Source organism: Maribacter sedimenticola (assembly GCF_900188415.1).
Classification (GTDB): Bacteria; Bacteroidota; Bacteroidia; order Flavobacteriales; family Flavobacteriaceae; genus Maribacter; species Maribacter sedimenticola.
In genome coordinates, this window is record NZ_FZNV01000002.1 from 164,471 (window position 1) to 190,345 (window position 25,875).

General features: G+C 38.2%; 19 protein-coding genes. 17 read left to right on the forward strand and 2 right to left on the reverse strand.

Features of this window, described 5'->3' with window-relative positions; all coding sequences use genetic code 11:
* Both CHB68_RS05710 and CHB68_RS05715 read left to right on the forward strand, forming a co-directional pair.
* Complete coding sequence (locus CHB68_RS05710) at positions 1–1,494, forward strand: SusD/RagB family nutrient-binding outer membrane lipoprotein (protein WP_089259911.1); 1,494 nt, start codon at positions 1–3, stop codon at positions 1,492–1,494.
* Between the two features lie 206 nt (positions 1,495–1,700).
* The gene (locus CHB68_RS05715; protein WP_089259912.1) at positions 1,701–5,012 is read left to right on the forward strand and encodes a VCBS repeat-containing protein; all 3,312 of its coding nucleotides are present in this window, start codon (positions 1,701–1,703) and stop codon (positions 5,010–5,012) included.
* 14 nt (positions 5,013–5,026) lie between these two features.
* Here the strand turns inward: CHB68_RS05715 and CHB68_RS05720 are convergent, their stop codons facing one another.
* The gene (locus CHB68_RS05720) at positions 5,027–7,129 is read right to left on the reverse strand and encodes a thioredoxin domain-containing protein (protein WP_089259913.1); all 2,103 of its coding nucleotides are present in this window, start codon (positions 7,127–7,129) and stop codon (positions 5,027–5,029) included.
* Between the two features lie 228 nt (positions 7,130–7,357).
* On the opposite strand from CHB68_RS05720, the gene CHB68_RS05725 reads away from it, so the two are divergent.
* The 15 genes from CHB68_RS05725 (at position 7,358) to cls (ending at position 25,184) form a co-directional block, all read left to right on the forward strand.
* The gene (locus tag CHB68_RS05725) at positions 7,358–8,218 is read left to right on the forward strand and encodes an AraC family transcriptional regulator (RefSeq protein ID WP_089259914.1); all 861 of its coding nucleotides are present in this window, start codon (positions 7,358–7,360) and stop codon (positions 8,216–8,218) included.
* Positions 8,219–8,323: 105 nt separating this feature from the next.
* Positions 8,324–9,655: an L-fuconate dehydratase gene (locus tag CHB68_RS05730; protein ID WP_089259915.1), complete on the forward strand. Its 1,332-nt coding sequence runs from the start codon at positions 8,324–8,326 to the stop codon at positions 9,653–9,655.
* Complete coding sequence (locus tag CHB68_RS05735) at positions 9,645–10,418, forward strand: SDR family NAD(P)-dependent oxidoreductase (RefSeq protein ID WP_089259916.1); 774 nt, start codon at positions 9,645–9,647, stop codon at positions 10,416–10,418. Before CHB68_RS05730 ends, CHB68_RS05735 begins: the two co-directional genes overlap by 11 nt.
* Positions 10,419–10,459: 41 nt before the next feature.
* Positions 10,460–11,317, forward strand: a complete 858-nt coding sequence (locus tag CHB68_RS05740) for a fumarylacetoacetate hydrolase family protein (RefSeq protein WP_089259917.1) — start codon at positions 10,460–10,462, stop codon at positions 11,315–11,317.
* Positions 11,317–12,147, forward strand: a complete 831-nt coding sequence (locus CHB68_RS05745; RefSeq protein ID WP_089259918.1) for an amidohydrolase family protein — start codon at positions 11,317–11,319, stop codon at positions 12,145–12,147. Before CHB68_RS05740 ends, CHB68_RS05745 begins: the two co-directional genes overlap by 1 nt.
* Positions 12,148–12,195: 48 nt before the next feature.
* Positions 12,196–12,978 (forward strand): L-fucose dehydrogenase, encoded by a 783-nt coding sequence (locus tag CHB68_RS05750; protein WP_089259919.1) that lies wholly within the window; start codon positions 12,196–12,198, stop codon positions 12,976–12,978.
* A 6-nt stretch (positions 12,979–12,984) separates the two neighbouring features.
* Complete coding sequence (gene fucP / locus CHB68_RS05755) at positions 12,985–14,310, forward strand: L-fucose:H+ symporter permease (RefSeq protein ID WP_089259920.1); 1,326 nt, start codon at positions 12,985–12,987, stop codon at positions 14,308–14,310.
* Positions 14,311–14,313: 3 nt separating this feature from the next.
* Positions 14,314–14,649, forward strand: a complete 336-nt coding sequence (locus tag CHB68_RS05760; RefSeq protein ID WP_089260573.1) for an L-rhamnose mutarotase — start codon at positions 14,314–14,316, stop codon at positions 14,647–14,649.
* Between the two features lie 258 nt (positions 14,650–14,907).
* Positions 14,908–17,055, forward strand: a complete 2,148-nt coding sequence (locus CHB68_RS05765; protein ID WP_089259921.1) for a VIT and vWA domain-containing protein — start codon at positions 14,908–14,910, stop codon at positions 17,053–17,055.
* 236 nt (positions 17,056–17,291) lie between these two features.
* A complete protein-coding gene (locus CHB68_RS05770) occupies positions 17,292–17,855 on the forward strand; it encodes a hypothetical protein (protein WP_089259922.1) in 564 nt (187 codons plus the stop codon).
* A gap of 18 nt (positions 17,856–17,873) precedes the next feature.
* Positions 17,874–18,764, forward strand: a complete 891-nt coding sequence (locus CHB68_RS05775) for an SH3 domain-containing protein (protein ID WP_089259923.1) — start codon at positions 17,874–17,876, stop codon at positions 18,762–18,764.
* Between the two features lie 9 nt (positions 18,765–18,773).
* Positions 18,774–19,802 (forward strand): hypothetical protein, encoded by a 1,029-nt coding sequence (locus CHB68_RS05780; RefSeq protein ID WP_143815174.1) that lies wholly within the window; start codon positions 18,774–18,776, stop codon positions 19,800–19,802.
* A 42-nt stretch (positions 19,803–19,844) separates the two neighbouring features.
* Complete coding sequence (locus tag CHB68_RS05785) at positions 19,845–22,877, forward strand: sensor histidine kinase (RefSeq protein WP_143815175.1); 3,033 nt, start codon at positions 19,845–19,847, stop codon at positions 22,875–22,877.
* 6 nt (positions 22,878–22,883) lie between these two features.
* Complete coding sequence (locus CHB68_RS05790; protein ID WP_089259926.1) at positions 22,884–23,633, forward strand: LytR/AlgR family response regulator transcription factor; 750 nt, start codon at positions 22,884–22,886, stop codon at positions 23,631–23,633.
* Between the two features lie 144 nt (positions 23,634–23,777).
* On the forward strand, positions 23,778–25,184 hold the full coding sequence (cls, locus tag CHB68_RS05795; RefSeq protein ID WP_089259927.1) for a cardiolipin synthase: 1,407 nt from the start codon (positions 23,778–23,780) through the stop codon (positions 25,182–25,184).
* On the opposite strand, the gene CHB68_RS05800 is transcribed toward cls, so the two are convergent.
* Positions 25,185–25,823, reverse strand: a complete 639-nt coding sequence (locus CHB68_RS05800) for a hypothetical protein (protein WP_089259928.1) — start codon at positions 25,821–25,823, stop codon at positions 25,185–25,187.
* Positions 25,824–25,875: the final 52 nt, after the last annotated feature.

Here is a 25,875-nt window from a genome sequence, read left to right on the forward strand (position 1 = left end):
ATGAAAAATATATTTTATTTAGCGGTATTTTCAATGCTCTTCTTCACATCGTGTGATAAAGGTTTTGAGGATATCAATGTAGACCCTACATATGCTCCAACATTAGATGTAAAATACAAATTTCCACAAGCGGTATTGTATACTGCGGGGCAACGTTATGAGTCTTGGAGAGGTAATTTTATTTACTGTTCCGTAATGATGCAACACCTAGCAAGCACGCAAGGATATTGGAATGGGGATAAGTATACGTTAAGTACAGGTTACGCCGGTGCTTTATGGGAAGCGGAATATCCACAGGCCATTAAGACCTTGGAAGATATGAAAGCTCAATTAGAGGCCGATGAATTGACCGCGTCTCCAGAGTATGCTATGGTTAGGATACTACGTGTATTCTCTTTTCACAGATTAACGGATATCTATGGTGATATTCCTTACAGTGAAGCTGGTAAAGGATTTATTGATGGGGTATTGAGACCGGTTTATGATGACCAAGAGTTCATTTACAAAGACATGTTGAACGAACTTAAGGAAGCATCGGATGCTTTGAGCGGTGGTACAAGTGCCTTGGGTACTTCAGATATCATATTCAATGGTGATTTGACCAAATGGAAGAAATGGGCCAACTCCATGATGTTACGTTTAGGATTAAGATTGGTAAAGAGAGATCCTGCCTTGGCGCAACAATGGGCACAAACCGCTATAGAGGGTGGTGTAATGACCTCAAATGAGGATATAGCTTATGTCATTCACCAATCTGGTAACGGAATTTTACAAAACGGAAATAGTGAGGTATTCCTTGCCGACCGTTCTTCAAGAATCAGTAAAACTTTCATGGATTTCTTGCAAGGTGATCCAAGAATGCCGGTTTTGGTAGCATTGCCAGATGGTAATAATGATGTTGCTGTTCAGAAAGGATTGCCAAATGGGTATGATGGTACAACCATAGCAAATGCACCGGGTGGTGATGATATGTCTACTTATTCTGAAGTAAATTCCAACACGTTGCAAGGATTGGATGCACCAATGTTCTTCCAAACATATGCAGAAGTTGAATTTATGTTGGCAGAATCTGCCGTAAGATGGGGTCTTGCTGGTGGTGCTGCCGCTGCAGAAGATCACTATAATGCTGGTGTAACCGCTGCCATGAAGTTTTTAGAACTGTATTCTGAGGATGCAGCCATTGATGATGCGGATATTGCAACTTACTTGGCAGATAACCCATATGACCCGGCAAATGCATTGGAGCAAATCAATACCCAATACTGGGCTGCTACGTTCTTGAACGAATATGAGGCATTTGCAAACTGGAGAAGAACAGGGTTTCCTGTATTGACTCCAGTAAACTATCCTGGTAATGTTACCAATGGTACCATTCCTAGAAGGTTGACTTATTTTACGGGTGAGGCCGTAACGAACAAAGAAAATTATGATGCGGCCGTTGCAAGTCAAGGTCCGGATTTGCTTACCACTAGAGTATGGTGGGATGCCGAATAATTTTTAAAATATGAAATCTGTTTTATTAGTTCATCTTTTAGTACAGATACAATTGTTGAGTTAGTGTAAGGGAAAGAGGAGATTTGTATAAATCTCCTTTTTTCATTTTAAGTTCATATTACAAACAGCTTTCAAGATTATATCTTTGGAAATTGTTACTTTTCTCCAATCAATAAGTATTTAATAACCCTATTCAATCTAGGTTCATGAAGAAAATCATTCTTTTAATGTTTTTTATTTCAGTGTATGTCAAAGGCCAACAAGCTAGGTTATTTGACTATGTTCCGGCTAGGCAGAGCAACGTTGATTTCAATAATAAATTAAAACCAACGGACGATGAGAATTTTTTCATTTACGATAATTTTTATCAAGGGGCCGGGGTTGGCTTGGGAGATATAAACAATGATGGATTATTGGATATTTATTTCTGTGGAAATCAGGAAAAAGATAGGTTGTACTTAAATAAGGGCAATTTTGTATTTGAGGACATTACCAAAAAAAGTGGCATTCTAGCAGTGGATGAAGGTTGGTCCTCATCTGTATCCATGATTGATATCAATAATGATGGACTCTTGGACATTTATGTGACCAAAGAATTGTATGATAATCGTCCGGACTGGAGGCGTAATAAATTATACATCAATAAGGGAAACAGCACATTTGTGGAAGTAGCGCAAAAAGTTGGTTTGGGAGATACTACTAGAACCCGGGGTGCCGCATTTTTGGATTATGATCTAGATGGTGACCTAGATGCATTCTTGTTGAGGCAGCCACCTAATCCCGGTTTATATTCCAAATATAAGGTCATGTCAGATAATGGGGAGCTAACAGATGAACAATATGCTCCACAGCTCTATGAGAACAGGAACGGTATATTTTATAATGTATCCAAAGAAGCCAAGGTCTTGAGTCCCTCTTATGCCAATGCGGTAACCGTAGGGGATATCAACAAAGATGGTTATCCGGATATTGTGGTTGCCAATGATTTTGATGCACCGGATGCACTTTATATCAATCAGGGAGATAAAACGTTTAAAAATTTGTCCAATACGGCATTTAAACATACTTCATATTATGCAATGGGGGTAGATATTGCCGATATCAATAATGATATGTTGTTGGATATTTTTACCGTAGATATGGCGGCCAATGATAATTTTAGGCTAAAATCCAATATGAGCGGTATGAATCCGGATCAGTTTTGGAAAATTGTGGATAAGGGATGGAACTATCAATATATGTACAATGCCCTACAATTAAACAATGGAAACGGTACGTTTAGTGAGATCGGGCAGCTATCTGGTGTATCCAGTACAGATTGGAGCTGGTCTCCATTAATCGCTGATTTCGATAATGATGGGTACAAGGATATTTTTGTTTCAAACGGTATTGTTAGGGATATCAGAAACACAGATGCCGATGTAAAGATAAAACTGTATATCAATAAAAAATTACAGGAATATATAGGCAAACATGGCAATGCCGACTATAATTCTCTTTGGGATGTGGTAGACCATAATGAAATGGTGGCCCTATTTCCTTCAACTAAAATGCAAAACAAGTCCTTCAAGAACGTAGATGGGTATCAATTTCAGGATGTATCCGAAAATTGGGGGATCGATAAAAAAACATTTTCAAGTGGTGCTGCCTATGGTGATTTGGATAATGATGGTGATTTGGATATGGTATTGAACAATGTCAATGAAATAGCACATATTTTAAGGAACAATACAAATAACAATTTTTTAAGGATACAATTGTCAGGCCCCAAGAATGAAGTCGTATTGGGGGCAAATGTGCAAATTTATTATGGTGACGGTAAACAGCAATATGCAGAGACTACTAGCGCACGTGGCATGTTTTCGGTAAGCGAACCCGTTATTCATTTTGGTTTGGGAAATCACGCCCGTGTTGATAGTTTGTTCGTTAACTGGCCTACTGGATTGCGTACCGAAATCTATGATCCGGTAATAAACCAACAGATAGACCTAAGCATTACTTCCGGAAAGGAAAAAGTGATATCGTCCTCTTTTGAAGTGCCGAAAATGTTTTCGGAACATACGAGGGGTTCATTAAAATTTAAACATAAGGAAAACAGATTCAATGACTATGCACATCAAGTTCTATTGCCCCATACCATGTCAGAATTTGGCCCTGCATTGGCCGTTGCCGACATTAATAATGACGGATTGGATGACGTGTTCATTGGTGGTGCATTTGGGGAGAAGGCTATGCTGTATATACAAGATGAAACGGGGAGTTATAAAAGTATTGCTGAACGTTTATGGGAAGGGGAAAAAAATTATGAGGACGTAGATGCCGTATTTGTGGACATTAACGGCGATGGGTTTAAAGACCTCTTTGTAGTTAGTGGTGGCAATGCCTACGTAAAAAATGATATCCATTATATGGATCGCCTTTACCTCAACGATGGTAAGGGAAATTTTAACAAAGGAGCCTTGCTGAACGGTAAACCAATAAGTGGTTCCGTAGTAAAGGTTATGGATTACGATAAAGATGGGGATATGGATGTTTTTGTAGGAGGTAGACATATACCTCACCAGTACCCCTTACCAAGTTCAAGTATGTTATTTGTTAATGAAAAAGGGCAATTGATTAATAAAACGGATGAATTGGCGCCGGAATTCAATGAGGTTGGTATGGTTACCGATGCTATTTGGGCCGATTATGATGCAGATGGTGATGCAGATTTGTTTTTGGTAGGGGAATGGATGCCAATTACATTGTTCTCAAATACCGATGGAACACTTTCTAAAGCCATGGTCAATGATTTTGAAACTACTGCTGGTTGGTGGTATAGTGTACAACAGGGAGATTTTGATAATGACGGGGATATAGATTTGATAGCGGGAAACTTAGGTCTAAATAATAAATACAAAACCACCAATGAAACCCCGTTTGATGTGTATTATGATGATTTTGATGGTAATGGTAGTAGTGATATTGTTTTGGGATACTATAACAATGACAAACATTTTCCATTAAGGGGTTTTTCCTGTTCGTCCCAGCAAATTCCAAGCCTAAAGGAAGAATTTAAAAAATATGATCTATTTGCCTCATTAGAAATTGATCAGGTTTATGGCAAGGACAATTTAGAAGAAGCCCTGCATTATATAACCGATACCTTTGCATCTATCTATATTGAAAATTTAGGCAATGGTAGATTTCAACATACTCCTTTACCTGTACAGGCCCAATTCTCTAATATTGAGGATATGGTAGTGCATGATTTTAACAATGACGGTAATTTAGATGTGTTGGTCGTTGGTAATTGTTACGGATTTGAAGTTGAAACTCCTAGAAACGATGCTGGCACTGGCTTATTGATGCTGGGAAATGGTAATGGTTCTTTTGCCGCAAAAACAATTAATGAAACAGGATTGTTCATCAACAAGGACGCTAAAAGGATAAGACAATTAAAGGGCAAGGACTCTGACTATCTTATCATTGCCAATAATAATGATGAAATTCAGCTCTTAAAGATCAATACGGATTAAAGCATCATTTTTGGTTAATGCATTTGTTGCAATGCTTCCTCTACAGTAGATACCGGAAGTTGGCACGTACTGTTCTGACAGACATAGATATATGTTTCGTTCTCAATGAACCTGCCTTCGAACAACGGAAGTTCGCTTTTGTTCCGGGTGCCAATGACCAAGGTGTTGGGCGTGTAGTTTGCAGTTAAGTTCCGCATCATTGTGTTAACATTGTTGCCAACAATTGCAACTTCATAGTAGGGGTGCGTTTTTTTTAAAAGTAAAGAACCCCAAACACTGTAACTTTCTAAATGCGTAAGTAGTTGGGGCTGCATAGCCTTTAACATTCGGTCGCTCTGCTCCATGAAATCGGTATTGTACAACAAATGGCCCAATTTCAATAAATTAAGCGCCATAATTGAATTTGGGGAAGGAATGACCCCGTCATCGGTTTTAATGATTTTTGCAATATGTTTGGTATGGTCGGTATACCTGTAAAATGAACTTTCCTCATCTAGAAACAATGAATTTGTTTGTGTTGTTAATTTTTGGGCAAAATAAAGGTCCTTTTCATCAAGACTAACGGAATAGAGATTGAGGGCGGCATGTATTACGAATGCATAATCCTCTATGAAACCATTGGTGTTAAGGGTATTGTTTACCATAGAGTGACTAAGTGTACTCGTACACATTTCCGTTTTAATGAAATCCATGGTTTTTTGAGCTTCTACAAGATATTTTTTTGTGCCGAACGCACGGTATGCATCTACATATCCGGTAATCATTAAAGCGTTCCAAGAAGTAATTATTTTGCTATCTATACGTGGTGCATTGCGCAAATCTCTTTGGACCTTTAGTGTATTGATCCATTGGTTGCGCAATTTTGTGAAATCTGCCAGACTTAATCCATGTTCCTTGGCAAACTCATGGTCGTTTTTGGAAAGATGTAAAATATAATTTCCGCCTTCGATCTCATTTTTTTTATCAATATTGAAATAGGTGGCGAAAAGGTCATAATTTTTGGTGATGACCTTCTTAAGTTCTTGTTCGCTCCAAATATAGAATGCACCCTCCTTACCGTTACTATCTGCATCAATGGTGGCAAAAAATCCTCCATCCTGATTTTTCATTTTAGACTCAAGAAAAGAAAGGGTTCTTATAGCTGCATTTTTATAGGATTCTTTTTTGAACACACTATAGGCTTTTGAGAATATGCTTACTAATTGGGCGTTATCGTAAAGCATTTTTTCAAAATGGGGAACTTTCCAATACGGGTCCGTACTGTACCTATAAAACCCACCTTCTATATGGTCATGAATGCCGCCAAGCAATATATTGTCTAAGGTGGTTGTTACATGTTCAAGGGCAATGTCATCTTTAAAAAGCAATCCATAATCTAGTAGAAATGTCAAATTTTCTGGAAGCATAAATTTTTCGGGACCTTTGGTGCCGCCCCAAATGGTGTCCCAAGAATTTTTCCATTTAATGATTGACTCGTTTAATTGACCACTAGTTGCAAAATCCGCGGAATCCTCAGGAGACATAAAATTAAGAGAAGAAATACCATCTGTAATGGTGTCACCAAATTCATATAGTTTTTCAGGGTCCTGGGTAAACAATTCGGTAATTTTATGAAGTATGCTCATCCATTGATCCTTGGTATGGTAGGTGCCGCCATATAGCGGTTTTCCATTGGGTAATAATATAACGTTCAAGGGCCAACCTCCTTGTCCTTTTATCAATTGCACGGCTGTCATGTATAATTGATCAATATCCGGGCGTTCTTCCCGATCAACTTTTATGTTGATAAAATTGGCGTTCATTAATTTTGCTGCTTCCTCATCTTCAAAAGTTTCCTTGGCCATAACATGGCACCAATGGCAAGAGGAATACCCCACGCTCACAATTATTAATTTGTTCAATTCTTCTGCCTCCTTTAAGATAGTTTCGTCCCAAGGTTGCCAATTGACCGGGTTATGTGCATGCTCAAGTAAATAGCTGCTGGTTTCATGAATCAATCCGTTGTTGAAAGGGTGTTTTTTCTCAGTTCCATGATTTTGGCCCCATACTGCCAAACTTAAAAATAGCATGGTAACGGCAAATAGATTGGTTTTTTTATAAGACTGGAAATAGCCCATATAATGAAGATTGAATATTAAAGTAAAAATACCGTATTTATTCTAGAAACAAATGCGGTTTGCCATGACCTGTCAAGAATTTTGGATTTGGCCTATATAGAATTATTAAGCCATAAGTAAGGTGCTAAAATTAAGAAAACCATTATTCTTTGTGTTAAAACCAAAATCATCATCAATACTATTTATACAATTCGTAAATTCATGTTCTTTTAAATTTCAATTGCATACGTGAAATTACATCTACTTAACAGAACTAGTGAATTAAATAGGTCCTTGACCATAAATCGTGAGGTCAAAAGTAATTTTTTAAGGGTCTGGCATTATCATCCAGAAATAGAATTGGTCCATGTGGTCAAAAGTTCGGGTACGCGTTTTATTGGCGATAATATAGAACGTTTTACAGGGGGCGATTTGGTATTGATCGGAAAGAATATTCCCCATATGTGGTTAAATGACGACGCATATTTTGAAGAGGGAAGTGGGCTAAGTGCAGAGGCCATATCCGTGCATTTTTTAAAAAATTTTCTAGGCGATGATTTTTTGGAAGTACCGGAAATGAACAAAATTTCCCAGCTTTTGGACCGGGCGGAATTAGGAATTAAATTTATAGATGTTGAAGACGGAATTATTCATAAAATAAAGGAATTAAATGAATTGAGACCAATTGATCAAATCATTAGATTACTGGATATTCTTGCATTACTTGCCGATCATGAACATTATGAACTGCTTTCAAGTCTGGGTTATTTAGACTCTTTTCGTAGAACAGAGAACAAAAGATTGGACCAGATCTATGAGTTCATCTATGAAAACTTTAATTCCCAAATAAGTGCTTGTGACGTAGCGGACAAGATAGGGATGAACAAATCTGCTTTCAGCAGGTATTTTAAAAAGGTGCACAGAAAATCGTTTACCAAATACTTAAACGAAATGCGTATAGGATATGCTTGTAAATTAATGTTGAATGATGAAGAGAGCATTACTGGCATTGCATTTTTATCGGGCTTTAACAATATTTCAAATTTCAACAGACAGTTTAAGATTATAAAAGGAATTACTCCTACCGAATTTATTTCAAAGTATAAATAGTAGAATAACAAAAACCGTGATGCAAAAAAAGTATAGGTTTTGGTCGTTAATTCATTTGTTGTGGGGTTCAAATCAATATAACTTTCAATCTTTAATGTATGGTTAATGAACAATGAAATTATAATAGAGGATGTTTTGGTAAAGGACATCCGGTTCCCCACTAGTAAAGCACTTGATGGGTCAGATGCAATGAATCCGGACCCCGATTATTCTGCGGCGTATGTCATTCTAAAAACAAATATCCCCAATTTGGAAGGCCATGGACTAACGTTCACCATTGGTAGGGGCAACGAGATTTGTACCAAGGCTATAGAAGCCCTTTCTTATTTGGTCAAAGATAAATCCTTGCACACGTTTACCCAGGATATGGGCACCTTTTATAAGATGATTACGGGAGACAGCCAGCTACGTTGGTTAGGTCCTGAGAAAGGTGTAATACATTTGGCAACGGCAGCAATGGTAAATGCGGTGTGGGATCTATATGCTAAATCCGAGAACAAACCGTTATGGAGATTAATTGCGGAAATGACTCCGAAAGAATTGATAAAATGTATAGATTTTACGTACATAACGGATGCTGTTTCGCCAGATGAGGCCTTGGAATTGCTTACCGCCAAGGAATCCACAAAAAATGAGCGTATGGCATATCTTGTGGAAAATGGTTATCCTGCATATACTACTTCTGCCGGATGGTTAGGGTATTCGGATGATAAGATGCGTAATTTATGTAAACAAGCCAAGCATCAGGGCTTTAAGCATATGAAAATGAAAGTAGGTTCTGACCTAAATGATGATATGCGCAGGGCGGGTATCATACGGGAGGAAATTGGTGACGATTTACAGCTAATGATGGATGCCAACCAAAAGTGGGACGTGGATGAGGCCATTGAAAATATGGAGCACTTAAAGAAATTTAATCCGTATTGGATAGAAGAGCCTACCAGTCCAGATGATATTCTTGGTCATGCAAAAATAGCAAATGCCATAGCCCCGATCAAGGTGGCCACGGGTGAACATTGTCAAAATCGGGTTATATTTAAACAATTAATGCAGGCCGGGGCAATGGATATTTGTCAGATAGATAGTTGTAGGGTTGGCGGTGTTAATGAAATACTGTCCATATTGTTAATGGCGGCCAAATTCGGGATACCGGTCTGTCCCCATGCGGGAGGCGTTGGTCTTTGTGAATATGTACAGCATTTATCCATGATAGATTTTATAGCCTTTAGCGGCACCATGAACGATAGGATTATAGAATATGTGGATCATTTGCACGAACATTTTGTAAATCCGGTCATTATTAAGAATGGGGCCTATATGGCACCGGAAAACCCCGGTTATAGTATTACTATGAAAAAGGCATCCATGGATACGTACAGTTTTCCCGAAGGGGAGTATTGGGTGTCCGAAATGAATAATAAGTTATATGAAATTTAGTTTAGCACATAAAACGGCCATCGTTACAGGGGGTGGAAGTGGAATTGGAAAGGCAATTTCAAAAACCTTGGCGGCACAAGGAGCCCATGTTATGATTCTGGAAATGAACGTTGCAAATGCGGAACAGACCCAGCGCGAAATTTTGGAAGAAGGTGGAAAATCCTCTGTTTATCAATGTAATGTGGCCAACCAAGAAAATGTAGGGCAAGTTGTAGGTTCAATTGCGAAAGAACATACCATAGATATATTAATCAATAATGCAGGTATTGCTCATGTAGGTAATGTGGAGCAGACCAGTGAAACGGAATTTGACAGAATTTATAATGTAAATGTAAAGGGTGTGTACAATTGCCTGTATAGCGTAGTGCCCCACATGAAGGAAAAAGGAGGTGTAATCATCAATATGGCTTCCGTGGCATCATCCGTTGCGGTGGCAGATCGGTTTGCCTATTCCATGTCAAAAGGAGCGGTATTGACCATGACCTATTCCATAGCAAAAGACTATGTACAATATGGCATTCGCTGTAATTGTATTTCGCCGGCAAGGGTACACACGCCTTTTGTAGATGGATTCATTAAGGATAACTATCCAGGGGAGGAAAAGGAAATGTTTGCTAAATTGTCCAAAACACAACCTATTGGGCGTATGGGACTTCCAGAAGAAGTAGCTAATTTAGCTTTATACCTGTGCGCGGACGAAGCCTCTTTCGTAACGGGTACCGATTTCCCAATAGACGGCGGATTCATAAAATTGAATGGTTGATGCTTTAGAAGGGAATTAATAAAATTTGAAAATTACTACATATGAAATTGATTAGATTTGGAGAGGTAGGTTCAGAAAAACCGGGTATACAATTATCAAATGGCGAGCGGATAGATGTTTCTTCATTTGGAGAGGACTACAATGAAGCATTTTTTGGAAGCAATGGGGTAGAGAGGCTGGCCAAATGGCTAAAGGAAAATACGGATACGTGTAATAGAATTGACGGTGCGGTACGTTTGGGATCTCCGATCTGTAGACCTTCAAAAATAGTATGCGTAGGGTTGAACTACGCCAAACATGCAGCCGAAAGCGGTATGGCAATACCTAAAGAACCTGTGTTGTTTTTTAAGGCTACTTCCTCGATCATAGGACCCTATGATACGGTAATTCTTCCCAAAAACAGTACTAAATCCGACTGGGAGGTAGAACTGGCGATAGTTATTGGTAAAAAAGCTTCTTATGTATCGGAAACGGAGGCCATGGATCATATTGCAGGTTATGTTTTGCACAATGATATCAGTGAACGAGCCTTTCAATTGGAACGTGAAGGCCAATGGGTAAAAGGTAAAAGTTGCGATACGTTTGCGCCATTAGGACCTTATTTGGTTACACAGGAAGAAATAGAAAATCCTAATGATTTAAACCTTTGGTTAAAATTAAACGGAAAAATGATGCAGAACAGTTCAACATCGGACTTTGTATTCAATGTGCAGGAAGTCGTTAGCTATATCAGCCAGTTTATGACCTTATTGCCCGGTGATGTTATTTCTACTGGAACACCCTTTGGTGTTGGACTGGGATTAAACCCACCTCTTTACCTTAAAAACGGAGATGTTATGGAATTGGGTATTGATGGGTTAGGAGTTTCAAAGCAAAAGGTAATAGATTATAAGGGGTAATGGTCATAGACAGTCATCAACATTTTTGGATTTACCATCCAGAACATCATGAGTGGATTTCTGATGATATGTCCATTATTCAAACCGATTTTTTACCGCATGACCTGGAGCCCATATTAAAAGAAAATGGTGTAGACGGTTGTATTGCGGTACAAACGGCACAAACTGAGGAAGAAACAGAATTTTTGTTGCATTTGGCCAACCAGTATGATTGTATTAAAGGGGTCGTAGGTTGGGTAGACCTTCGTAATGAGCAGGTAGCCGAACGCTTAAGTAAATATAAGGAAGACCCTTATTTTAAAGGAGTTCGTTGGATATTACAAGCAGAGAACGATAGTTTCTTTTATGATACCGCGTTCAGGAAAGGTTTGGCAGAACTGGCCAAGTTTAATTTAACGTATGATCTATTGGTCTACCACAACCAATTGCCCCATGTTTTAGATTTGGTACATAGTTTTCCCGATAACAAATTTGTGTTGGATCATATCGGAAAACCTGCAATTAAGGAAGAAGGGTTGGTCAACTGGTCTAATGACATAAAAAAATTAGCTGCGTTCCCTAATGTTTATGTGAAATTGTCCGGTATGGTTACAGAGGCAGATTGGACCAATTGGACAGTAGAGGAGATAATACCATTTATCGATGTTGTATTTAATGTATTTGGGGCGGAGAGAATCATGTTTGGGTCAGACTGGCCCGTATGTCTTTTGGCTTCCGATTACCGTAAGGTCAAAGCATTGGTAGATAATTATTTGAAAAAGTTAAGTGATAAGGAAAGGGCATTGGTTTTAGGTGGTACGGCCTGCGGATTTTATTCAATAGGTAGTTAAATCCAAAAATTCTTATACCTTAGGCTAGTTATTAATTTCTAATAGTAAATGGATTTATACTTAAAGGATAAGGTGATTTTAGTTACCGGTGGTTCCGCCGGTATTGGTAAGGGTATAAGTATGGGTTTGGCTGCCGAAGGAGCAATTCCATTTATCATTGGTAGAAATAAACAGACCGTAGATGCCACCGCTACGGAAATAGAACGCTTAGGGTTTAGAGCAGGTAAGGCCTATGCGGAATTAATGGATGGGCAAGCATGTCAGCAAGCCGTAGATGATGCAATTGCCGAATTTGGTAAAATAGACGGCCTGGTTAACAACGCAGGGGTAAATGATTCCATAGGATTGGAACATGGTACCGTAGAACAGTTTACGGAATCGATCCATAAAAATTTGACACATTATTATCAAATGGCCCAATTGGTTTTGCCACAGCTAAAACAAAACAAGGGATCAATAGTGAATATTGGCTCAAAGACGTCCGTAATGGGGCAGGGCGGTACTTCCGGTTATGCGGCGGCCAATGGAGGACGCAATGCGTTGACCAGGGAATGGGCGGTAGAATTGGTACCTTATTCAATACGTGTAAACGCAGTAATAGTTGCGGAGTGCTATACCCCATTATACGAGCGTTGGATCAAAACATTTGATAATCCCGAAGAAAAATTACGGTCCATTACCGATAAAATTCCTCTTGAAAAACGCATGACGACAGAAAAAGAAATAGCGGATATGGTACTTTTTCTACTATCTTCAAGATCTAGCCATACCACCGGTCAGCTTGTTTTTGTGGACGGAGGATATACTCATTTAGATAAACCAGTATTATAACTACCCATGGATCAGCCACAAAAAACACCAATAGTTTCCAAAAAAGTCATTGTTCCTTTTGTGCTGATAACTTCTTTATTTGCGCTGTGGGGTTTTGCCAATGACATCACCAACCCAATGGTCTCTGCATTTAAAAAGGTATTGGAACTGGATAATTTTCAAGCCTCTTTGGTCCAGTTTGCCTTTTATGGCGGCTATTTTACAATGGCACTACCGGCGGCTATTTTTGTAAATAAGTATTCCTATAAAAAGGGAATTATTCTGGGACTGGCACTCTATGCCCTTGGTGCAATGTTGTTCTATCCAGCGGCGGCCTATGAGGAATTCAACTTTTTTTTGGCGGCATTGTATATATTAACCTTTGGACTAGCATTTTTAGAGACTACGGCAAACCCTTATATTTTGTCTATGGGGTCAGAGGAAACGGCTACACAGCGTCTAAATTTGGCACAGGCCTTTAATCCCGTTGGAGCACTTTTAGGTTTATTGGTAGCGCAAAAATTTATTTTATCCTCCTTACGGTCAGATGATACATTACCAGATGGTTCTGCAGTATATGCTACTTTATCGGATAGCGCCAAGGCAGTGGTACGTACTGCAGATTTGGCCGTAATTCGCGATCCATACGTTTTTTTGGGTTTGGTTGTTTTAATATTCTTGGTAGTGATTGCGGTCTTAAAAATGCCCCGTCATAAAGAACAGGAAAACAAAGTGGCCGTAGGTAAGTCCATAGGACGCCTTTTTAAATCTAGAAAATTTGTAGGAGGAGTAGTGGCACAAGCCTTTTATGTTGGGGCACAGATCATGTGTTGGACCTATCTTTACCAGTATGCGGAATCATTTGGTATGGACAATGCCACTGCAGTAAATTTTGGAATTGCGGCATTAATATTGTTTTTGGTGGGCAGGGCCACGGGAACATTATTGTTAAAATATATAGATTCTGGCAAACTTTTGCGGTTGTTCGCCATTGGCGCCTGCCTTTGTACTGTAATTACCATATTTGTTCCCGGTATGGTTGGGCTATTTGCATTGGTTATGGTTTCATTTTTTATGTCCATCATGTTTCCTACCATTTATGGCATTGCTTTGGAAGGTCAAGGGGAAGATGCAAAATTTGGAGCGGCATTTTTGGTCATGGCTATTGTGGGCGGGGCATTGATGCCTACATTACAGGGAGTAATTTTAGATATGGGAGGAGTAGGTTATACCGATTTGAAAATTTTAGGAGTACCGGAAGTCAATTTTTCGTTCGTTTTACCCCTTACTTGTTTCCTTGTTGTAGCATTTTATGGTCATTATGTATTTAAATTATCTCTTAAAAAAATGTAGGTGTTGAAAACCATTAGGCACTGTTTTATTTGCGATCTTAAGGATGACCCTAAATTAATTGCGGAGTATAGGGCTTATCACAATGAGGTATGGCCAGAGATTATACAGAGCATTAAAAGTGCGGGAATAGTGGATATGGAAATATATCTTCATGCCAATAGACTTTACATGATCATGGAGGTGGGCAAAGATTATGATGCGGAGACGAAAGCAAAAAATGATGCGGAAAATCCCAAAGTACAAGAATGGGAAAAATTAATGTGGCAATATCAACAAGCTATTCCAAGTGCTAATCCCGGACAAAAATGGGTGCCCATGGAACGAATTTTTAAGTTATAATCAGTTATATCTTTTAAGTGCAGTTGATAATGCGCATTTCCAATACTAGCAAAGATATTTTTTAAGGTATACTTCTTTAAAGGACTAATTTAACTTTCCTTGTCTTTTAACGGATATCACTTCTGACCATATTTACCATCTTAAAGGAAAGATTAATCACGAATTCTAGATAATACCCAACGAATACTAAAACCCATCCTTTTTAGCGATTGTTCACTGTTAGATTTGAATAAGAAATATTAATCTAATACAACGATCATGAAACTATTTTACACTTTTTTATTGTGCGCAATCTGTTATGCAGGTTTTTCCCAAGATACTGACAGTCCGTATTTATTGGTCTCTACCGAGAACGCCATTATACCTTTAAAATCTTCCATAACAGAAGCAAATATAGCGGGTACCATTGCCCATGTCCGCGTTACACAAGTGTATCAAAATAAAGGAACGGAGGCTATAGAAGCTAAGTATGTGTTTCCGCTATCTACACAGGCAGCGGTTCATAAAATGCATATGATTGTTGATGACCGACTTGTAGTTGCCAAAATATTTGAAAAGCAAGAAGCTAAAAAAGTATACGATACCGCCATTGAAGAAGGTAAACGTGCTGCAAAGTTAGAGCAACATAGACCCAATGTGTTTCAAATGAATGTGGGCAATATTATGCCTGGCGATGAAATTACGATCGACATTTATTATACCGAAATGTTAGTGCCTGTAAATGGCGAATATCAGTTTGTGGCACCTGCCGTAGTGGGTCCACGATTTACCGGGGAAAGTACTGAAATAGAAGGTGGTTTTGCAATGCCCTACACGGCAAAAGGTATTGCAGATAGTTTTGATTTCGATATTTCGGTTAGGCTAAACGCAGGTATGGTCATTCAGCATGTCAATAGTACATCACACGAAATTAAAGTGGATTATCCTGATGTGAAAACAGCCGAGATTGTACTATCCGAAAAAAATAAAAATCCGTCGAACAGAGATTTTATCTTGAAATACAATTTAAGGGGCAATCAAATACAAACCGGATTATTGCTATACGAAGGCGAAGAAGAAAACTTCTTTTCTTTTCAAATGGAACCTCACAAGAATGTAGTGTTAGGCGATATTCCTTCACGTGAATATTTGTTTATCGTTGATGTATCGGGCTCTATGAACGGTTACCCATTAGAAGTATCGCGAACCTTAATGCGCAATCTTCTATGTGGATTACGAATGACGGATACGTTCAATGTTCAGCTATTTGCATCAAGTTCTACCATGTTTAGCGCTGTGCCTGTAGAAATCAACGAGCAGAATATAGAGGCGGCAATTCGGTTTTTATCGGAAGGCCAAGGCGGTGGAGGCACACAATTGTTAAGTGCACTGCAAACAGCATATAAACTGCCTAGAAAAGATATGAGCGTAGCAAGGTCTATGGTGGTCATCACCGACGGCTATGTTAGCGTTGAAAAAGAAGCCTTTGAACTTATACGGAACAATCTAGACCAAGCCAGTGTCTTCACCTTTGGTATCGGTTCTAGTGTCAATAGGTATTTAGTTGAAGGTATGGCGAAGGTTTCTAACAGCGAATCGTTCATTGCCACAACGTCGGAAGAAGCTGCCGAAGTGGCTAAAGACTTTGCAAATTATATAGCAACTCCATTATTGACACGAGTAAAGATTGAATCCAAAGGGTTTGATATGTATGACCTTGCCCAAAAGAGCATACCAGATGTATTTGCAGCAAGACCGGTTGTGGTTCACGGCAAATATAAGGGTAAGGCAGAAGGGAAAATTATTGTCACCGGATATCAAGGCAAAAAACGCTTTAGACAAGTGTATAATGTAACTGACGGACATTTAAGCAAGCGGAACAAAGCCTTGGGTTATTTGTGGGCTAGAAAGCGAATAGGGGAGTTAGATGATTACCACAAGCTATTTAATGAAGATGTGAAAGCTGAGGTGGTGGCATTAGGACTAAAATATAATTTGCTGACGAATTACACCTCTTTTGTAGCGGTCGATGAAGCCATAGTCAATAAAAACGGTACGTTGGCGAAAGTAAAACAGCCGTTGCCAATGCCAGAAAACGTAAACAATTCCGCCGTAGGAGCAGAAGCGGAGGTCAAAGAAACCAGCAAATTCAAACGCACGTTCAACATAATTTTTGAAGATGAGATAGCAAAGAATGAAAAAAGACAGTTAACGATGGAATTTAAAGTGATGTATGCCAAATTAGTATCAGAATACTTGAAAAAGTATGAAAGTCTGCGTATTAAATTCAATGTTCAAGGCAAGGTTATACGTGTAGAAAAATTAGAAAATGGCAGCTGGTTCGTTGATGAAAGTATGCAGTTAGAATTTGAAAAAATAAGTTTAAAATCCGTTAAAAAAGAAATCACATTAACATTGAAAAAATAGGTAGTTAGTTTTGGTTAGTTGGCTCTCCAAAAGGAGAAGAAAACCTGTAAGATGTGTGTCATTTTGCAGGTTTTTATTTTGTTATAAATTGAAGAATAAACATGTTGAAACCTGAATAAATACGGTCTGTTCAACGAATTCTAGATGAACAGCTACGAATACTAGAACAGCCTAATAAAAGCCTTGTCTCGGTAGTAATTTAGTAGTGTAGATAGAAAACAACTAAAATAATTATCATGAGAAAATTCATCTTTATAGCGTTCGTATTTTGTGTTAGTGCCACTAATGCACAAGAGTTTAATCTAACCGATACCTACGATGTTGCCAATCAAAGAACCGTTGGTCAAGAGGAAGAAGATACCTGGGCGGTAGATGTCATTGTAACCAACAATCCAGAGAAGTCTATTGCCACTTTAAATATTGCAGATTTTGGTCTGTTAGATGAAATAAGAATCTCGGTTTTAGAAGAACCGGCATTAGAAGGTATCACCGAAATTTTGAAAATCACCCTGGAATATAATACATGTTGTGCAAGTACGGAAGAACAGTATTATTTGGTAACTGCAGATTATGATGTTATAGCGCTGCCTGGTATTAAAAATGAATACGGTTATGATCCAATTTCGGATATACACTACATTTTTCCCAATCAACCCTTTGGGAAGGAAGGAACCATACTACGCGCAGTGGTGCAATACACGGAAACCCATACGATTAAAGATATCTCAGTTTTAAGAAGTATTGCTTGGAACGATGATGACTTTGGTCAGGAAGAAGCCTTAACGGCAATTAATTATTAACCCTTAAATTTTAGAAAAATGAGAAATGTAAAGAAAAGTGCCCTGTTCCTAAGCTTGTTTGCAATGGTAAACTTATTTGCCCAAACAGAACAAGTAGAATTTGAAATTATGGACCAAGAAATTCCAGTGGAAGAATTAAATTATGAATACCTGCTTGCACACAAGGTTTTTCTTCGGGAAAAGCCATCGGTGCGAAGTAAAAAAGTAGGTTTGTTGGATATCGGTACCAAAATGGTATTATGGGAAAAAAGTCTGTACAGCAAAGAAATAGACGGTATAAATAGCCATTGGTACAGGGTTACCACGGAAAATGAAACCGGATGGGTTTGGGGTGGTATGATAGCTCAAAAATCCTTTGGTAGTATTGCGGACAATCAAGTAAAATTTGTGTACGGTTATGAAAGTAGCACGCAAAACGAAGCAGGTCTTACCAAGGTAAACTATCAACTTCGGGCTTTTAAAAACGGCCAACAGTTAGATAAGATCGTATTCGATAGCCTACATGCAATACCTGTTCATATTGAAAACCATGGTAGTCTTGGTTTGTTCAATGTAGAAGATGTTATTACAGTTGATCTGGCCGATGCGGAATCCGGATATCAAGTAGGGAAGAGCTATGTATTTTGGAACAATGGCAGATTCATAAAAGTGGCAGATTTGGTGGATTATGCCGATAATAATTATTTAAAGACAGAACATTTTGTTTTTCCGTCTGATATGCAAGGGGTAAAAAGTACCATTCTATTGAAGACAACGATTACGAAGAACATTAAATCCTTAGATGATGCCTTGGCTCAGGATAATGTTGAATTTATTACCACACCGTATTCATGGAACGGATCTAAGCTGGTGAAAAAGCAAGAAACCCGTGATATAAAAGATAATGCCGTAGTAAGTATAGACTTTTAAGATAAAGCAATGATGTATAAGTGTTTTATTATCGTTTTGGTGAGTGTGCTAATGCTTGGTGGCAAGAAGCCGTTTTCGCAGCAGTCGGGAACGGCACTTGCTTTCCCAAACACGAGCATTCAGGAATCTATCGTATTTATAGCTGGTTTTGATGAGAGTGACAATACCTATTATAGCAATGCAAAACAGTATTTTAAAAAACAGGGTATGCCTATTGTAGAGGGTTTACATACTATAAATGAGATTATCGCTTACATTAACAATGCAGGGGAGAACCAAGTTCAGTTCAAAGAAATTCACATAGTAAGTCATAGTAATGCCTGGTTGGGTATGTCCATGAGAATTAAGGAAAATGGCGAACGCATTACCATAAATAGCTTAGAACGTGCAGTTAAGGAGTATAACATAGAAACCATTTGCAAAGAATATACAGGCAATACTAAGATTGTTTTTCATTCATGTGGATTGGGCGAAAACAAGGCATTGCTAACAAAATTGAAGCATTTTTTTAAGGCAGGTCAAGTAAGTGCATCGCCCTATTTTAATGTATTTGGCGGTAAATATGCAGAACATTACCTGGCAAAACCTTATTATGGGTATTACCCAACGGCAGAGTCTAAAGGTCCTGCTTTTCTATCCCAAGAATTTAGAGAAAACTACCCAGATGTACATATAGATTGGTTAACTGCTTTAACCACTAGACAAGAGTCTTCATTTGGTGAGGCTTATAGTTTTAAATTTAATATTCCGGTTGAATGGGAATTTACTTTTGACAACAGCAACGATATGCCTAAATTGGCAGATAAGGAAGCTATTATGGATTGGGTTTCAGAATCTCCAGAAATGGCGGAGGTATTGTTTGCCTTACAAATTCCGATAGAAAAATTCCGTTGGAGAAGTACGGTAAATGGTAATACGCTAATTATTAAAGGAAAAACCACGGTGCTGTGTGTATTGGCACCTATTTTGCAGTCCAATGGTGCCAATGAGTACCAAAATGTGTCGGTAGAAGACCGTTCGCTTTATCAAATATTATAGTAGCAATGGCGTTAGTTTAATACATAAAAGAAATCCGTTTTTTTGAATCCGATTATTAAATACTTGTTGATTGTTTGCTGTTGTTTTGGTACAATACAATTGGTTGCGCAAAACAGTCAGCTACGGTCATATACCATTGCAGATGGTTTACCGCAATCACAGGTATATGATATTGTACAAGATGATATGGGCTACTTGTGGCTAGGGACTCAAGGTGGCGGACTGGCAAATTTTGACGGAGAAATTTTTGAAGTATGGAATGAGAGTGATGGCTTGCTTTCCAATTATATTAATGCACTTTACGCCGTTAACGACTCCTTGTTTATTGGAACAAAAAAAGGACTTTCCATAAAAGTAAAAAACAACTTTGTTAATCTAGAAGCTCCGCAAATTCTTCAATTTTTTCCAGTTGATGGTCAGTTGTTTTTAGCGACCAAAAATGGACTCTATGCCTACAGTAAAAATAAGCTGGTAAGCAAGGTTAATTTCAATTCAGAAATTGACAATAGTGAAATCAATTCGGTTTTTTTTGATGGAAATTATTACTGGCTAGCGACCAATAAAGCTTTGTGGAAATTAAAGGAATTGAGTAACAACACTACCGAAATTATAAAAATTGAGAAGAATAATTTTAAGTCGGTCATAGCACATAACAACCACATCATTGCAGCAACCTTTGATGATGGTGTTTTTATAATCGATAAGGCTACAACCAATAATCGCTTTTTAATGCCGGAGCCCTCACGTATAAATTCCATGTCAATTCAAAATGAAGATGAGTTGTGGATAGCTACTGATAATGAGGGAGTTACCATTGTGGAGACCAAAACATTTTCAGAAATAAAAAGATTGAATACAGCCAATGGGTTGGCAACACCACACATAAGAAAGGTTATAAATGATGAAAACGGCAATATTTGGATTGCTACATCAGGTGGCGGATTCTATAAGTATTTTCAGAACAATTTTAAACATTATGATCAGCGAACAGGCTTAAAGGGCAATCGCATTTATGCGGTCCATAACGCTCCGGACGGATTATGGTTTTCCACTTCGGAAAAAGGCTTGACAAAAATTGATTCCGAAGGCATTCATCCACTACCTAACGAGAGTACTTTTTTTGATGTAAAAATCAAGACCATCACTAGTGATGCCAAGGGCAATATTTGGGCAGGGTCGGATAATAGAGGTTTACTTTTTAGAGAGACCAAAATGGTAGACAGTTTGGTGTTTTCATCGAGCGAAAATTACCTCATACAAATTGATACGGTTTCGGTAGAACGTACCACAAATCATATCATTGATGAAAGCAAAGGATTTCCTTCGGATTGGGTTAGAACCGTAATTGCAGACGATGATTACATATGGGCGGCAACCTATGCAAACGGAATTGTAAAATTCAAGTATTATTCAGAAAAGGATAGTTTGGTCGTTCATAAAACATTTACCAAGCGAGATGGCATAACGGATATGCTCATTACAAGTTTGGTAAAGGACCAAAACGATAGGTTTTGGTATGCTACAAAAAACGGATATCTAGGGTATATTGAGCATAATAAAGTTGCTACGGTCACCACTGACTTGGAACAACAAACCGCAATAGGAACTATTTTGTTTCAAGGAGATTATATTTTTCTGGGTACATCTGGTAAGGGAATTTGGTATGCGAACAGCACGAATCCGGTAAATTTTCAGCAGCTGAAAGGTAGTAAGCGCTTATCGTCCAATAACGTATATCAGCTTATTTTTGATGACCAAGGCAACCTGTGGGCAGGTTCTGAACGCGGTGTTGATAAAATAGAACTTAACGCAACGAACGAAATTGTAGATATCTATCATTTTGGTAGAAACGACGGATTCTTAGGTATAGAAACCTGCTTAAATGCGGTCGATAAAGATGAGGATGGCAATTTGTGGTTTGGTGCTATTTATGGGTTGACCAAGCATATCCCTAGCGAAAGTAAGAAAACAGCGGCTGCACCAAAAGTATATTTTACGGGAGTAGAAGAGCGGTATAAAACTATCGATTCCTTGATCTTAAAAGATTGGACGAATACGAACAAAATTTTACAATTAACTCCCGATCAAACACAATTGGGTTTTTCCTTTAGAACGGTAGATGTTGACCACCCAAACGAAGTAGCGTATAGAACTCGGTTAGATGATAATGAATGGAGCCCTTGGGTAAAGGAGAACAAGCAGAATTTTGCAGGTTTGGCGTATGGCGCACATACTTTTTCGGTACAATCCAGAAATTACAGATGGCAAGAAAGTGAACCTATAGCATTCCGTTTTTTCATTGATAGTCCGATATACCAAAAAGACTGGTTTCAATGGTCGGTTTTGGCATTGGCGGTGGTACTATTGTTAAGCTTTGGATGGTGGTATATACGTAAGATAAAGGCAAAAAATAGAGCGGAACAAGAACGATTGAAAACACAAAACTATTTGTTGACCTTAGAGCAAAAAGCGCTTCAGTTACAAATGAATCCGCATTTCATTTTTAATGTTTTAAATGGTGTAAAGGCAATGGCAGGCACCAAACCAGATAAGATGGATGCTACCATTAATAGTTTTGCCATACTGTTACGTGAAACACTTCAAAATTCAAGAAAAGAGCATATCGGTTTAGATCAAGAAATAAAGGCATTAAAACATTACATAGAGGTAGAACAGTTAATGGCGCAGAAGCCTTTTGAATACGCGATAAAAGTTAAAACCACTCCCGATGCCGAAGAGATATTGATACCGCCCATGCTTATTCAGCCATTTGTGGAGAATGCCATAAGACACGGAATATTAAAAGGAGAAAAGGAAGGGAAATTGGAGATAGGCTTTACTACCTCAAAAACCCATTTGCATTGTAGTATCATTGATAACGGACTGGGTATTTTTAAATCACAGAGCGAAAAGGCAAAAACGGACCATCAATCAATGGCATTGACCGTTACCAAAGAAAGATTGGCATCCATTGCAGGTAAAAATACCTTGCATATCAGTGAAATTAAAAATGAAGACGGTAGCGTTGAAGGAACCAAGATTGCCTTTAAAATACCATTACTAACAGATTATTAAACACCTATGCATACAGCGATAATAGTAGAAGATATGATTGACGCCTTAACCCTTTTAAAAAAGGATATTGAGACGCAACACCCAGAAATTGGAATTATCGCCACGGCGCAGAGTGTAGTGGAAGCTGCCAAAGTACTGCGTAAAAATCAGCCGGATATTCTGTTTTTAGATATCATGTTAGGTGACGGTACAGGTTTTGATATTTTGGAAATTTTCCCCGACTTAAAATCGAAAATTATATTCGTAACAGCAAGTGATGAGTTCGCGATAAGAGCCTTTAAATTTGCCGCAATCGATTATGTGTTAAAACCCTATTCCAACGAAGATTTAAGCTTGGCAATTGCAAGGGCAAAGGAGCAGTTACAGCCCAATAAAGAGCGTTTGCAGATTTTAAAGGAGACCATTTCAGCGCCAGAGAAAAAACCTAATAAGATATCGTTACACACACTTGACCAAATTATCATTGTCAGTCTAGATGATATTATCAGGTGTGAATCCGATAGTAACAACACCATTTTCCACCTTCAAGACAAACGCAAGATATTCGTTACAAAGACCCTAAAATACTTTGCCGATTTATTAAGCAGTCACGATTTTGTTCGTGTACACCAAAGTCACTTGGTCAACCTACAATGCATCAGCGCCTATATCAAAACCGATGGTGGTTATCTAATGCTCAAGAATGGAGAAAATGTTCCCGTTTCGGTTAGAAAGAAAACCGAGATTATAGATATTTTGGATAAGATGCATAAATAGAATAGTGATTATGTTTACCACCGTGATCGTGGTGTATGACAAATATCATTGAGCTATTGACCGTACAGGTATATCTTGTAAGTGATACCAATAAATGGGGTAGCCTATGGGTTACTCTAAAGTTAGGTCGTAAATTGTAAGACTATGTGGACGGTAATTTTTATTGGCATTTATATTGTACTGACCATTGTAATCGTGATTTCCATAATCATTCATGGTGCAAGGCCAACCAAAAGTTTAGCATGGCTATTGGCCATATTTGCCATTCCTGTTGGCGGTATTCTATTATATCTATTATTGGGCAGAAATAGAAGAAAGAATAAGTTGATCAGGTTAAAGAAAGACCTTTTCAATAAACTGCCAAAGCCCCAGGATAACCATATCAATGTATTTGATGGAAAATACGGTAAATTAATGACCCATGGGTATGCTACTTCCCATTTTCCCCCTACACCCCATAATACGTTACAATTATTAAAGGATGGCAGTACCACCTTCAATACAATTTTTAATGCATTGGAAAATGCACAGCAGCACATTCATATTCAGTATTATATTTTTGAGGAGGGTGAATTAGCGGATAGACTCTTGGCCCTATTTGAAAAAAAGATTGCCAATGGGGTGGAAGTTAGAATGATATATGATGGCATAGGGAGTTTTTCGTTAAGTAAAAAATACATTAAACAACTTATTAAAATAGGGGTAGAGGTGTATCCTTTTCTGCCTTTTAAGTTTGGGCGTTATTTTTCGTCGTTAAACTATAGAAACCACCGGAAAATTATTGTGGTTGATAGTAAGATAGCCTTTACCGGAGGTATCAATATATCGGATAAGTACCTAAAGGGTCAAGTTGGTTTGGGCAAATGGCATGATATGCATTTAATGTTGCAAGGACCGTCCGCATTACATTTAAACCAAGTATTCATGACAGATTGGTATTTGGTGAGTGGTAAAGTTCTACAGCCTTTGCAATATTTAGAGCAAGATGAATTTGAACCTTCAAAAAATTTGGTACAGATTGTTGCCGGTGGCCCAGATGATGATTTTCCTGTTTTGGAGCAGACCTATTTTTCAATCATCAATATGGCCAAAAATTATATTTTCATCACTAATCCGTATATAATTCCAGGACAGGCCTTGATACGTGCCTTGCTTACTGCGGCCATTAGTGGGGTAGATGTACGTTTACTGGTTTCTGAAAATATAGATAATACGGTAGTAAGCTGGTCGGTACAGTCTTATTTTGAGCTCTTTTTAAAAGCCGGAATTAGAATTTATCTATTCCCGGACGGTTTTTTACACAGTAAGATAATGGTAAGCGATGATGCGGTATCCTCCATAGGGACCGCTAATTTGGACGACCGTAGTTTTGAACAGAATTATGAGGTAAATGCACTGGTCTACAATAAAGAGTTCGCTAAGTTGTTAAAACAAGACTTTCTTCAGGATTGCGCCATTGGTAAGGAATTAAATTATACGGAGTATATAGAAAGACCTTGGGGCAAAAAACTTAAGGAAGGTATTGGTAGGGTGTTAAGTCCGCTGTTTTAATCAATCATCTTGTAATAGGAAGACCAAATCCTGCTCTTCCATTGCCGTAATTACTAATTTAATATAATCTTCAATAGCCTTATCAATATCGTTAGGGTCTGTAATATCAATAATTCCCCTCCATATCATGGACCGTTCCTTACCTTCACAGATACAGTATAAAGTTGTTTCCGCGTGATATACGGTAAATTTTTCATAGTAATTGTCATCCCAATAAATACCTTGGTGTTCCAGATAATCATCATTGAACCGGGCTTGGTGGTCGTCCCATCTTTTTATGGATTTTAAAAACTTTTCACGATCTTCAGAACCGGTAATCTTGGTCAATAAAATGGCATCGAAATCCTTGTCCAAAAGGCTTTGTTCTACATCGTCAAGTTCTTTTTCGGTTTTTCTGGAATCCGTTAGGGATAGGTCAAAGACATCTATACTGCGCATGGCATCAACATTTCTTTTTTTGAACTCCTCTAAAAGTTCGGTCTCAAAATGTGTTCTGGTATCTGAATTTTTGGCCATTCCTACCAAAAGAACCTTATTGGCGTGGAATAAAACAATATCCGGATTTTTCCAGTTTTCCACCAAACTGATGGAAGAGCAGCTCACTAATGTCAAGGATAGGATAATCAGTAATTTTTTCATGGAACTATTTTTATCGGTCTTTACAACCGACAATGTAGTATTTATAATAATG